The sequence below is a fragment of the Rubeoparvulum massiliense genome, from assembly GCF_001049895.1.
Lineage (GTDB): Bacteria > Bacillota > Bacilli > Rubeoparvulales > Rubeoparvulaceae > Rubeoparvulum > Rubeoparvulum massiliense.
Window position 1 is genome coordinate 772179 of record NZ_CVPE01000006.1, and the last position, 12593, is coordinate 784771.

General features: G+C 43.7%; 12 protein-coding genes and 1 riboswitch. Of the genes, 2 read left to right on the forward strand and 10 right to left on the reverse strand.

Annotated elements, in window-relative coordinates; genetic code table 11:
* Positions 1-4: 4 nt before the first annotated feature.
* Both BN1691_RS11535 and BN1691_RS11540 read right to left on the reverse strand, forming a co-directional pair.
* A complete protein-coding gene (locus BN1691_RS11535) occupies positions 5-835 on the reverse strand; it encodes an ABC transporter permease (RefSeq protein ID WP_048602354.1) in 831 nt (276 codons plus the stop codon).
* Positions 836-839: 4 nt separating this feature from the next.
* On the reverse strand, positions 840-1757 hold the full coding sequence (locus tag BN1691_RS11540; RefSeq protein WP_048602355.1) for an ABC transporter ATP-binding protein: 918 nt from the start codon (positions 1755-1757) through the stop codon (positions 840-842).
* A 167-nt stretch (positions 1758-1924) separates the two neighbouring features.
* Here BN1691_RS11540 and BN1691_RS11545 point away from each other — a divergent pair, with 167 nt between their 5' ends.
* Positions 1925-2377 carry a MarR family winged helix-turn-helix transcriptional regulator gene (locus tag BN1691_RS11545; RefSeq protein WP_048602356.1) on the forward strand — a complete coding sequence of 151 codons (453 nt, stop codon included), beginning with the start codon at positions 1925-1927 and terminating at the stop codon, positions 2375-2377.
* A gap of 42 nt (positions 2378-2419) precedes the next feature.
* On the opposite strand, the gene BN1691_RS11550 is transcribed toward BN1691_RS11545, so the two are convergent.
* The 7 genes from BN1691_RS11550 to BN1691_RS11580 form a co-directional block, all read right to left on the reverse strand.
* A complete protein-coding gene (locus tag BN1691_RS11550) occupies positions 2420-3889 on the reverse strand; it encodes an adenosylcobinamide amidohydrolase (RefSeq protein WP_231638423.1) in 1470 nt (489 codons plus the stop codon).
* A gap of 5 nt (positions 3890-3894) precedes the next feature.
* Positions 3895-4947, reverse strand: a complete 1053-nt coding sequence (locus BN1691_RS11555; RefSeq protein ID WP_048602358.1) for a FecCD family ABC transporter permease — start codon at positions 4945-4947, stop codon at positions 3895-3897.
* Entirely contained in the window at positions 4940-5917 is a 978-nt protein-coding gene (locus BN1691_RS11560; protein ID WP_048602359.1) for an ABC transporter substrate-binding protein, read from the reverse strand. The genes BN1691_RS11555 and BN1691_RS11560 overlap by 8 nt, the downstream gene beginning before the upstream one ends.
* A 141-nt stretch (positions 5918-6058) precedes the next feature.
* A riboswitch (cobalamin riboswitch) is annotated at positions 6059-6240 on the reverse strand.
* Between the two features lie 24 nt (positions 6241-6264).
* On the reverse strand, positions 6265-7095 hold the full coding sequence (locus tag BN1691_RS11565; protein WP_231638401.1) for an energy-coupling factor transporter transmembrane component T: 831 nt from the start codon (positions 7093-7095) through the stop codon (positions 6265-6267).
* A complete protein-coding gene (locus tag BN1691_RS11570; RefSeq protein WP_048602360.1) occupies positions 7079-7921 on the reverse strand; it encodes an energy-coupling factor ABC transporter ATP-binding protein in 843 nt (280 codons plus the stop codon). Before BN1691_RS11570 ends, BN1691_RS11565 begins: the two co-directional genes overlap by 17 nt.
* Complete coding sequence (locus tag BN1691_RS11575; protein WP_048602361.1) at positions 7921-8748, reverse strand: energy-coupling factor ABC transporter ATP-binding protein; 828 nt, start codon at positions 8746-8748, stop codon at positions 7921-7923. The genes BN1691_RS11570 and BN1691_RS11575 overlap by 1 nt, the downstream gene beginning before the upstream one ends.
* Positions 8749-8775: 27 nt before the next feature.
* Entirely contained in the window at positions 8776-9333 is a 558-nt protein-coding gene (locus BN1691_RS11580) for a QueT transporter family protein (RefSeq protein WP_048602362.1), read from the reverse strand.
* Between the two features lie 558 nt (positions 9334-9891).
* Here BN1691_RS11580 and BN1691_RS11585 point away from each other — a divergent pair.
* A complete protein-coding gene (locus BN1691_RS11585; RefSeq protein WP_048602815.1) occupies positions 9892-11535 on the forward strand; it encodes an SLC13 family permease in 1644 nt (547 codons plus the stop codon).
* A gap of 88 nt (positions 11536-11623) precedes the next feature.
* Here BN1691_RS11585 and BN1691_RS11590 read toward each other — a convergent pair whose 3' ends face one another.
* Positions 11624-12499, reverse strand: a complete 876-nt coding sequence (locus BN1691_RS11590; protein WP_053083758.1) for a M15 family metallopeptidase — start codon at positions 12497-12499, stop codon at positions 11624-11626.
* Positions 12500-12593: the final 94 nt, after the last annotated feature.

Here is a 12593-nt window from a genome sequence, read left to right on the forward strand (position 1 = left end):
CGTTTTAATGTGGTCTTCTTCCCCTTGATTTGACAATGGAAAAGTCCGCCTTATTAAATTGAATCGTCGCAAGACTGAAAAAGATCAAACCGATAGCGAGAATAATCCACATCCCCATCAAGGGTGTAATCACCCAGCCACTTACATCGAATGCCACACCCATCCGCACAAGCTCATCGGTAGAAACATCACTGAGGCCCAATGAAATATAGCGGAAAATAGAGGTGGTATAGGTCAATGGATTGAGAAAAACCACTGGATTCAAAAAGGCAGGTAATACTGTGGTTGGGATATATGCCCCCGATAGAAAGGTTAATGGTAAAACCACGATCGAGATTAATAGTTGAAAGGTTGTAGATGACTTCGCCAAGGTTGCAAGAAAAAGTCCAATGGAAGCGAAGGTAACTCCAACGAGTAGCATAACCAGGATCATCTCAACAAATTGAAGGAGAGTAAGGGTCAAACCCATAAATAACGCCACAATCACAACAATGATCCCTTGTAATAGCGCAATGGTTGCAGAAGAGAGAATCTGCCCTACAGAAATTTGCCAGCGTTGAATAGGGGCCACAATAATTTCCCGCATGAAACCACTCGCCACATCATCAATTGTATTCATGGAATTGTTCAGCGCAGCTTGGAAGACAGTCATAATAATTATTCCTGAGATGAGATAGGTGATTGGATTTTCCACGATGCCTTTAATGGTAGACTCCATCACAAAGGAAAAGATGAATAAAAAAAAGAATGACATAAAAATCGTAAAGAATAAACGCATTCTATCCCGCACGAAGTTCTTCATATTACGTATCCAGATTGCTTTAATCGCTCGCATCATCCTACCCCCTAATCTCCCGACCTGTAATATTCAAGAATACATCGTTTAATGTACCCTTATTCACCTCAAGGTCCAAAATGGAATCCTTAAACTGTGTGATCAGATCTAGTCCGCTCGATAAAGTAGGCGGATAGATGGTGTAGTATTCATTCTTCAATATAAATTCCAGTTCATGCTCATGGAGATATGCTTCCAATGGATCATGTGAAGCTACCTTCAGCTTGATACTATCCTTTGTATACTTCTCCTTAAGTCCTGTGGCTGTATCATAGGCTACGATTTTACCATGATCCATGATCGCAATCTTATCGCAAATTTCCGCTTCATCCATATAGTGAGTTGTTAAAAAGATGGTGATATTCTGCTCCTTCTGTAGCTTGGTAATATAGCCCCAGATATTCGCCCGAGTCTGCGGATCAAGACCTGTTGTAGGCTCATCTAGAAAGAGCACACGAGGAAAGTGGACAAGACCACGGGCGATCTCGACTCGTCGTTTCATCCCACCTGATAATGCTCCCACCGTGGAGTTTCGCCAGTCGACTAAATCTACCAAGTCTAAAACAAAGTCGATGCGCTCTTTCACCTTCTGCTCTGGCACCTGATAAAAATCACAATGGAGCTTTAGATTCTCTTCGATGGTTAAACGAGTATCCAATGTAGATTCTTGAAAGACAATCCCTATATCCTTGCGTACCAAGGCCTTCTGCTCCGCCACATCATGCCCATTGATCCGCATCTCTCCTTCTGTCTTTTCAATGATGGTGCAAAGGGTATTAATGGTTGTTGATTTTCCTGCTCCATTGGGGCCAAGAAATGCAAAAATCGTTCCTTCCTCCACATCAAAAGAGATATGATCAACGGCAGTAAAATCGCCATACTGCTTGGTAAAATTACGTACCTCAATGATGTTATTGGTCAACACGCTCACCTCTACATCTCTACCATCCTCATAATGCCCTGCAAAATGAGGACGAATATGTTATAATTGAACAACAGTTATTCTATCATAACCATTTAAAGAAGGAAAGTAGCCAAGTTCTATTTTTCATTTTTCTACCCATGTAAATGTTGCTAAGGAGGATAAATATGAGTACGAAGCTCGATAATATCGTGGTGAATATGCTCACCATCTTCCCTTTGATCAATAAGCGACTATTTCACCCCATGACGTGCTTACAAGAGACCGATTTAACACCAACTCATCTTCATATTCTAATTACCCTTGACAAAATAGGCCCTATCCATACCACAGAATTGGGCAATCGTCTCTCCATCTTAAAATCCAATCTAACACCGCTCATTAATAAGTTGATTCAGCATGGGCTCGTGGAGCGCATCCATTCTACGAAGGATCGGCGTTATATCTTCTTACAGATAACAGAAAAGGGACATCAACTGCTAATTGAAAAAAAGCAAAGCATGCAAAACAGTTTAAAAATAAAGCTATCTGTACTGGATGAGGTAGATTTAGAGGAGCTTGACCGATCACTTCAGGCTATCAACTCCATTCTCTCCAAGCTACAAACTGACCAGAAATAATGAAGAAGAGTGATGTCTATTTCGCATCACTCTTCTTTCGACTCAATCCTCTTCATGCTCTGTTTTTTTCAAGTTTTTAATCGCTTGTTGAATCGTTTGATATACAACACGGGCAACCAAGCAGCCTAGCGGTGTAATGGGCCCACCATAGGGAAGATGGCGCCCTTGCTGGGTTGCTGCTACTACCAAGCTATCAGTGGCTGTACCAGTAGCAGGTTCCCCTGTCTTATAATCGACTACGCCTGCATCATGTACTGCCTTCACCTTGGCCTCTGTAGCTGTCATCATCACCTGCACCAGCGCTTCATCAGGGAGATGACCATCGATAAAGATCCATGTGTTGATGGTCCCAACCCCTTCTGGCTCACTTAGATGTTCGTCTACATTCGCGATATTCAAAGCTCTCCCTACGCCTGCTGTGGTATAGCAGCGGACTGTGATCCCATCATCGCACAAGGTTTGCGTAACAACCTGTTCAACTGAGACTGCTGTCATCATCCCCACTGTCTCATGCTCAGCACAGCCCAATTGGTGGATGAATTGAAGCATATCCTCATCTGGATGGGCACAATGATATTGGAGGGGAACACGCCAATTGACAAAATCCGTACGCCAGCCTATCCCTGCACCTAAAACACCGGAGGAAAGGGTACGAAGAGCTTGAGGTGCTTCGACCCATACATAATCAGCTGTAATCTTCTCCTTGAGTTGCTCAAGCTTCCAATCGATGCTCAGCTTATCATGGAGTGTGGGTAAGATGGTAATCTGCGGTCGCGGTTGAGTAGGATGTTCATCCCGTTGCAATTGCACCTCATAAATGGCTTGAAAACGACTGACATCCACCACATTACTTGGTTTGTCGTGGATCACAGCTCTTCCATCATGGAGTAAAAGCAAGCGATCACAATAGAGACTAGCTAGATTAATGTCATGAAAAATGGCAACAATGGTCATCTCCTTCTCCCGTGACCATTGATGGAGGAGATTGAGCATCCCCACTTGATGGTGAATATCCAAATGGTTTGTCGGTTCATCTAGTAAAAGAATCCGTGGTTGTTGAGCAAGGGCACGAGCCAAAAAGACCCGCTGACGTTCGCCACCACTCAATTGATCCAAGGTCCATTGGCGAAATTGCCATACATCTGCCACTTCCATGGCCTGTTGAACAATGGCTTCATCCTGCTCCTGCCAGGAATGAAAAAGTCCACGCTGATAAGGATATCTTCCCATCGCCACCGTCTCTTGCACGGAGTATTGAAAGGTGGTGGAAGAGATTTGGGGCAACACAGCGATCAACTGGGCTAAACGCCGTGGGGAATACGTAGTCAGAGCTCGATTAGCCACCTGAATCGTTCCCTTGGCAACAGGGAGGAGACCGGAGATCATTTTGAGCAATGTTGTTTTCCCGCTACCATTGGGACCAAGGATCCCTAAAATCTCCCCGGAATCAACCTGAAAGGAGAGATCCTTCACAATGATATGTTCATCATAGCCTCCACTAACATTCTCCACCTTAATCAACCTTGTCTCCCTCCTTTCGTACGATGACGATACAGAATATAGGCAAAGACAGGTGCGCCAATCAAGGCGGTGATGACACCTACTGGCAGAGTTCGAGGTGAAATGATGGTACGAGCAAGTAGATCCGCGAGGATGAGAAAGCTGCCTCCAAATAGAGCCGAGAGGGGTAAAAGTTGGCGATGATCTGCTCCCCAAATCAAACGTACCATATGCGGAATAACCAGCCCCACAAAACCAATGGTGCCTGCAACAGCTACCGCAGCCCCTGTCATAATTGAAGCGGCGATCATAATGAGTAGCTTACGACGTTGGGTATGAACGCCTAACTGCTGTGCTGTTTCCTCACCGAAGGTGAGAAGATTTAATTCCTGTGTATTGAACATGAGAAGTATGGACCCCAAGATAAAAAATGGCAGGATCAAGGAGACATAAGTCCATCCCCGCATGGAGACGCTTCCCATAAGCCAAGTGATAATCTGGCGTAACTCATCACCGGAAAGGGCGACCGTTAAAGAGAGTAATGAGCCTAGAAACGAGCTAAAAATAATCCCTGTTAGAATAATGGTCTCCATCGCCATATTTCGTTGTACCAGTCGAGCAAAAAAGAGAACCAAGAGCATGGTAATAAACCCTGCAGCAATGGCAATTAACGGCAAGGTAAATGCCCCAAGCAATGGAAGCTGCCACGCAAAGTAGATGACCAATACAGCACCCAGTGCAGAACCCGAAGAGATCCCTAATGTATATGGATCAGCGAGGGGATTACGAAGTAAGCCTTGGAAGGCTGCACCTGCCATGGACAATGCCGATCCCACCAAGAAAGCCAAGGTGACACGAGGTAAACGAACATCCCATACGATGGAATCATAGGTTGCCTCTGAAGGTGTCGGTCCCCCTGACAGAAGATGATGAGATATCACCTTACTGATCTCGTTAAGAGGGATGGTGACACTCCCAAGACTGATACCGAGGAAAAAGCTGAGTGTCACCACGAGGGTAGCGATTAAATATGGCGTAACCCTGATTCTCTTTCTATTGATTTTACTCATTGAACAACTGAGGATAGAGAACCTTTGCCATCTCGATGACACCATCCACGAGACGAGGACCAGGACGAGTCACCATATCACTATCCACATCATAGACTTGGCCTGATTGAATGGCTGGAATATGCCCCCACCCAGTACGGGCAAGGATCAATTCCTTTGCATTGGGAACATAATAGCCATAAGTACTTAAGATGATATCAGGCTGACGAACAATGACATCCTCTTCATTCAATTGGAACCAACCAGCTTGATCTCCTGCAATATTATTTGCATGTAATAGTTTCAACATCTCATCAATGAAGGTACCACTGCCTGCTGTGTATAAGTCCTCAGAGATTTCAACCCAGACCTTGGGACGTTCATTTTCTGGAATGGAAGCTGCTTTTTTCTCAATTTCTGCAAATTGCTCCTTCATGCTAGTGACCAGTTGCTCCCCCTCTGTAGGTTCACCAATGGCCTGTGCTACCATTTCGATGGAGCGGTATACCTCATCAAAGGAGGTTGCGTCATTAACCACCACCACATTGATCCCCGCTTGTCGCAATTGCTCTAGCCCATCTGCCCATGCCGTTGCACTAGATTGATGAGCGAAGACCAAATCAGGTGCTAATGCCATGATCCCTTCAATATTGAGATCGATTCCTCCGATCTTCGTAATGGAAGTTACCTCTTCAGGATAGTTATCCCAATCAGAGACACCCACCACCTTGGAACCTGCGCCTAGCGCAAAGAGAATCTCTGTGTTACTAGGAATGGTGGAAACAATTCTCTTTGGCTCCTGTTCAATCACAAGCTTTTGATCTAGCGCATCTGTTATCTCTACAGGTGTCCATGCTTCTGATTCTACTGCAGGCTGAGCTTCTTTTGGTTGATCAGCCGTAGTGCTTTCTCCATTACTTCCACAGCCAGGAAGCCAGACAAGTGTCATCATCAGCAATAATACTAGGCCTAACCAGTATCGCTTCTTCATAAAAATCCTCCTCTACCTATTAAATAAAAAAAGTTCTCCTCGAGGAGAACAGGGTGTCACCATCTCTTGCAAAAGCATCTCATGATGCTAGTTTTGCAAAGCTTTTTATGGCAGTCACCTGTATCACCTTTTCCTCGAAGGATTCACAGAGCTGGTAAGGCAGGTCTCCTGACTTACGCTTAGCGAGAATACTCACCTTCCCATCCTTTATGGACAGTGGCATTTGGAGCATCTCTAGCGTATACAGTGGCGGGACCGTGTAGGAATTACACCTACTTCCCTTTTAACATTCATATCGAATGACCTTACCACAAAGCTATCGATTTCTTTCTTTAGTATAACTGATCCTATACACGATAGTCTAATAGAATCCCAAAGTGACTAGGATGAATCCTCGCAACATATACGAGAGCAACAAAGATGATCAGCATGAGCAATGCTCCTAGCCATTCATAGGTTCGCCAGCCAGGGGACCGATAGAAACGATGCTGCTTATTACGAAAACGGAACCCTTTACTATCTAAGGCATTCGCCATTAACTGCACACGCTTCAAGGTATTAATGATCAAGGGAACAAAGAGACGACTGTAGTTTTTCAGCTTCTCCTTCCAGTCACCTTCTTCAAATTGTAATCCTCGTACCATTTGCGCTTCCTTAATTACCTGTAAATCATGCTTCAGCATTGGGATAAAACGGATCACTAAGGATAGTAAATAGCTGATAGAGAATGGGATTCCTATACCACGTAGGGCAATCACCAGCTGCCGAGAGGAGGTTGTATAAAAATAAAATATCGAAAGCAGGACGATATTCATTATTCGTAGACCCATACCAAATGCCCAGGCTACCCCTATATCGGTGATGGTCAGCTCATACATTACTACGGGCAACTGCCAGCGAACTAGCACCGCTCCTTCATGGATAAAAGGAAGCCAGAGGATTCCTGTCATAACGCCACCGATAATACCTAAAACAAGATAGAGAAAAAAGAGTGAGCGCTTCCACCCTAGATATGTAACGAGGATCAAGTTACAGAAAAAGAGAGTAAGCTGCACATAGGGCGCTTGAAAGACAAAGGGTAACAAGCTTAAAAAAAGAAAAAGCAGCATCTTTAAGCTAGGATGGATCTTTGTTGGTATGGAAGAACCTCCTTGTAGCATCTCAACCTGAGGTTCCATTGGAATCCCTTCCTTTCCATGCACGAAGCCACCATGCTTGCATCTCTACTAGATTCATGGGTAGTGGATCGATATGATATCGTAGGGCGAGCTGCACCAGTGTAGGAGGTTCAACCTGCGCCAATGCCAGTTTGTCTGGCTGCGCAAAGGCAGCTCGTGGGGTATCGTCTAAAACCACCTGCCCCTCATGAAGGACGATGACGCGCTTTGCATACTGAGCAACCAGCTCCATGTCATGAGTGATGAAGAGAATGGCATGTCCCTTCTGATGAAGCTCATCGACCACCTGCATTAATTGACGGGCGCCCCAATAATCTAAGCCTGTCGTTGGTTCATCTAATACGATCAAGCGTGGCTCCATGGCGAGAATGGAGGCGACAGCTATTTTTTGCCGTTCTCCACGACCGAGAAAGAATGGCGCTTCATGACGAAGATTCTCTAAATGAACAGCTTGGAGGGCGGCTGTTACACGTCTTTCAATCTCCTCATTTGACAATCCTAAATTCTTCGGACCATAGGCCACTTCTTCTTCAATGGTCGATTGGAAAATCTGATGATCAGGATTCTGATAGCAATAGCCAACAGAAGATGCTACTTGTGCAAGCTTTAGCTCCTCACTCGCTTTACCCTCAATAAATACGTGACCTGTGGTAGGCTGATATAAACTATTGAAATGCTTTGCAAGCGTTGTTTTCCCAGATCCATTACCGCCGATCAAGGCGATGAATTCCCCTGGGTAGATGGAAAGTGAAATGCCATGAAGTACTCCCGTTCCTTCTGAAGAATAATGGTAGTGTACATTCTCTAGCCTCACAATGGGTTCCATCACTTGACCTCCTTCCTGTCAGGAAGTAGAAGTTGATCCCATGCTTTCAATTCTGTTGGGAGCGGGCTATCACTAGGGATAATCTCTTGTTGAAGTAACCAATGGTAGAACTGAAAGGGTTCTGGTATAGTCAATCCTGATTCTTGCAAAAGTGTGGAATTTCTAAAATAACTGGCTGGCTCTAAGAAGAACTGCTCACGCCCCTGGTTAAGTAACATGATTCGATCAGCTACACCTGCGATCTCTTCGAGCGCATGGGTTGCGATGAGTATGGTCATCCCCGTTACTTTCAAACGTTTAACAAGTTCAAAAATCTGCTTTGCTCCAGCAGGATCTAATTCCGACGTTGGCTCATCTAATAGTAGAATCTCTGGTTCCATCGCCAAAGCACTGGCAATAGCAACCCGCTGCTTCTCCCCACCAGATAAGTTAAAGGGGGACCGGTGCTCAAATCCTGATAATCCTACCAAATCTAGAGCCTCTTTGATTCGACCTTCAATCCTCTCATCATTCCAACCTAGATTTTCTAGGGCGAAAGCAATCTCTTCTTCCACAGTCATGCCAAGAAATTGTGACTCCGGATCCTGAAAGACGATCCCCATGGAGCCATGCACTTCCACAGAGCCTTCTAATTCTCCATGGTAATTCGTAGGGATTAGATCAGCAATCGCAAGGAGAAGAGTGGATTTACCAGCACCAGAGGCACCTGTGATTGCCACGACCTCTCCTGAAGCGATGGTACATGTCAGATTTTGGAGCGCCCATGTTGTCATATCTTGGTACTTCCAGGATAAACCTTGAACTATAATCATGGGCTTCATTTCCATTCAAGTTCTCCCCTTCTCACACATCTTTTATTTCACTGAACGACCGCGATATAATCCTGAGCGCTTTACAAATGGGTATAAAAACTTAATAAGCACTGGTCCAAGGATGGCTGTGGCAAAAAACTGATTTAAAAAGATATTGGGGATTAAAAAAGCAGCGATGGCTGGTGAGGTTAAGCCTAACCATACATTGATATAAACAGATCCTGCAATGATAGCTGATGCAATCAAGGTAACAAATATGTAGTATTCAATCCAGCTTTTCTTCGTAGCTAAGGCAGGATGACTCACTGCTTTATATGCGATATATCCACCTAGAAAGTTCGTGATAAAGCCCAGGATCATGGCATGTGGTGGCATACCTGTAAACATGTCATTGACTAAATTACCAAAAGCCAAGCCAATACTTCCAGGTAGACCAAAGAACATGCCAAATACAGGCTGTAAAGCATTGGCAGGTCGGATTGGCGTAGGGCCTATTTTCAAAGACGCAGTTATTAATAGTGTTACAGCATAGAGCGCTGCCGTTACCACTATCAAAACAAAGTCTACGTTACTCCATTTCTGATTTTTTCTCGTTGTCATATTTGTACCATCTCCTCATCAATTACAAGTAAATAATTGCTATAAAAAAAGTAATACCCTACTATCTTAGTATTGTAAGTCATAGGTGACAATAGTGATAGTAAAAAAGCATCCTCATAGGGGGATGCTTAAATCTTTCTTGTGATGATGATACCCCTATGCTCCATAACACAATAGCCTGCCTTTCTAAGATGTATAAGGATATTTATAATATTACATTTCTATGTATATTTAGTCAATCTTATCTCTCAACACCTGATTTTCTAGATGATTCTGAGGTATGCCAATGAATACCATGAAGATTTTTCTGTTTTATAACAGTTTAAATATTTAAAAAAGATCTTGACACAGTTTGTGAACTCTATTAATTTAATAGTATGACATTTTTTATTATTTTTTGTCGAATATGATACGTTGATCGAAGGACAGTGTTACGACGCTCTTTGATTCAGTTCCAATCTTTATTTTCTGGGGCAATCGCTTATGAAAGCGAATACATTTTATTAATAGGAGGGATTCAGTTTGATTCAACAAGGGATTGTACAAGTTTGGAATCGGATGTGGGATATTCATGATGAGACAAAGAAATTACTTCGTTTCTTCGTGAAGCCAGATACTACACCCGAATCAATGAGCAAAACTACTAAACCTAGCCATAATTCAAATACCACCGGTTCTGGTGGCGGCAATAATATGAAAAACAAAACGCGCTCCTTAAACTTTGGTCAACGTCTTGGCTTACTTTTAGGGCCAACACTCTTTATTATTTTTATGTTTGTTATTGAACCAGCAGGAATGACTCCAGAAGCACGAGCTGTCCTAGCTGGCACTCTGTGGATTGCAACCTGGTGGATCACAGAAGCGATACCGATTCCTGCTACTTCCCTACTCCCGATCATTATCTTTCCACTAACAGGGGCTCTCGGGACGAAAGCAGTCACCTCATCCTATGGTGACCCAACGATTTTTCTGTTTATGGGTGGGTTTATGATCGCCCTTGCCATGGAACGTTGGAACCTACACAAACGGATCGCCCTCTCCATCATTTCAGTGATTGGAACAAGTACAGAGATGATTATTTTGGGCTTCATGGTGGCCACTGGATTCCTCTCCATGTGGATCTCCAATACAGCTACAGCCATGATGATGGTTCCCATTGGAATGGCCATTATCTATCAAATCTCTGAAACTTCAAAGCATAATAATCAAGAGCTAGAGAAAAACTTTGGGAAGGCAATCATGATTGCCATTGCTTACGCTGCTTCCATTGGTGGTTTAGGTACATTAATCGGTACACCACCCAATGCCATTTTTGCCTCACAGGTAAGCACACTCTATGGTGTTGAGATCTCCTTCGCTAAATGGATGATGTTTGGTACACCATTGGCTGCAATTCTGCTCTTTGTTGCATGGTTTTATCTTGTGAAGATCGCTTTCCCGCTTAAGGTGAAAGCAATTCCAGGTGGTAAAGCTCTCATTCGTCAGGAAAAAACCGCACTAGGCAAAATGAGCTATGAAGAGATAATCGTTGCTATCGTGTTTGCTTTAGCTGCACTAAGCTGGATTTTCCGTGATTTTGTCATCAATGCATTGTTAGAGAGTAAAGGAATTAAAGTGGATGATACCATGATCGCGATCCTCTTCGCTGTCATCCTCTTTATTATCCCTGCACGCTCTAACAAGGCTCAGAATATCCTTGACTGGGGGAATATGAAGGATCTACCATGGGGAATCCTTCTCCTATTCGGTGGTGGATTGGCTATTGCTGCTGGCTTTAAGGGCTCAGGCTTATCCGAGTGGATCGGTAACCAATTGATCGGCTTAGAAGGCTTGAACTTCTTCTTGGTAATCTTGTTGGTTACTGGACTCGTAACATTCTTGACTGAGATTACATCTAACACAGCAACGGCTACCATGATGTTCCCTATTATGGCTTCCCTTGCCCTTGCCTTGAACGTCCATCCTTATGCATTAATGGTGGCTGCTGGACTGGCAGCATCCTGTGCGTTCATGCTTCCTGTAGCTACACCTCCGAATGCAGTAGTCTTCGGTTCTGGATATCTACAGATTAAGGATATGGCTAAGACAGGCTTCTGGATTAATATCATTTCGATGATTATCATCGCAACTCTAATCTACTTTGTACTCCCAGTGATTTGGAACATTGATCTTAATATTTTCCCTGATAGCTTTCGTTCATAATAAGGTATAAAAAATGGGGCTGTCCAGAAAGTCAGTGAAAGCTGACTTCTGGACGCCCCATTTTTTATTCTTCAATATTAATTGCTTATCATAATGGATTCGTAACAGCATGCAGCAGTTGAACGATCTCTTGAGCCAATACATGAGTAGCTAGATACTCTTCGAGGGTAACCCCTTTTTCATGAATGATGGTGGCGATCTCTACTCCTACATAGCGAAGATGCCAGGGCTCATATTGATAGCCTGTAATCTCTTCTTTATCCTTTGGATAGCGGATGATAAAGCCGTATTCATGAGCATGCTGAGCTACCCACTCTCCTTCAAGGGTATGAGCAAACTCCTCTTCAAGGGCGAAGTTAATGGAAGCACCTGAAACATCCATGGCTAACCCAGATTGATGCTCACTTTGGCCTGGCTGGGCGCTTACACGATTCGCTTCCACAAAGCCCTTCGTATCTACATTATAAGCAAAGAGTACTTCCTGACGTTGATACGAACGATAGCCTGAGACAGCATAAAGCGTAATCCCATCCTGTTCAGCTGCATTGAAAAGCTCTTCCAATGCTTGTGCTGCTGGTTCTCGTAATTGTTTTTTCTCAAGATTTTCACTGAAGGGGAAGCGTACATTTGGGATGACAAGATCACTGGGTACATACTTCTTCTGTAATTCGTTCACTTTATTAACAAGAAGTAAAAGATTATTGGTTATTGGAGCTGTAACTGGTTGTAGTTTATCACCAGTCTGCTCAGCCTTGAAAGATCTAATATTAGGATGTAGCATTTGGTTCTGTAGAGCTTGGCGATATTTCGTCCATTCTTCCATGAATACTGACGACAGCTGGGAGTGCTTAGAACTCTCTGTACCTTCTGTGGCAGCCACAGGAATGATAAAAGAGCTGCTTACGATACAAACAAGAATCACGAAGTAGCTCACTTTACGTAATGGTTCCATCGATATCTTCACACCTTTAACTCCTTTTAATATTCTCTTCTTCTCACTCTACCATGAGATGATTCACTCTGCCAATGACCCACCGTAATCTTTTCCCAAATTGCCA

Coding starts and splice junctions, on each gene's coding strand:
- BN1691_RS11555 (WP_048602358.1), bottom strand. CDS start 4,947: ATGAGTAAAATCAATAGAAAGAGAATCAGGGTTACGCCATATTTAATC.
- BN1691_RS11565 (WP_231638401.1), bottom strand. CDS start 7,095: ATGGAACCTCAGGTTGAGATGCTACAAGGAGGTTCTTCCATACCAACA.
- BN1691_RS11535 (WP_048602354.1), bottom strand. CDS start 835: ATGCGAGCGATTAAAGCAATCTGGATACGTAATATGAAGAACTTCGTG.
- BN1691_RS11575 (WP_048602361.1), bottom strand. CDS start 8,748: ATGGAAATGAAGCCCATGATTATAGTTCAAGGTTTATCCTGGAAGTAC.
- BN1691_RS11570 (WP_048602360.1), bottom strand. CDS start 7,921: ATGGAACCCATTGTGAGGCTAGAGAATGTACACTACCATTATTCTTCA.
- BN1691_RS11585 (WP_048602815.1), top strand. CDS start 9,892: ATGTGGGATATTCATGATGAGACAAAGAAATTACTTCGTTTCTTCGTG.
- BN1691_RS11580 (WP_048602362.1), bottom strand. CDS start 9,333: ATGACAACGAGAAAAAATCAGAAATGGAGTAACGTAGACTTTGTTTTG.
- BN1691_RS11560 (WP_048602359.1), bottom strand. CDS start 5,917: ATGAAGAAGCGATACTGGTTAGGCCTAGTATTATTGCTGATGATGACA.
- BN1691_RS11545 (WP_048602356.1), top strand. CDS start 1,925: ATGAGTACGAAGCTCGATAATATCGTGGTGAATATGCTCACCATCTTC.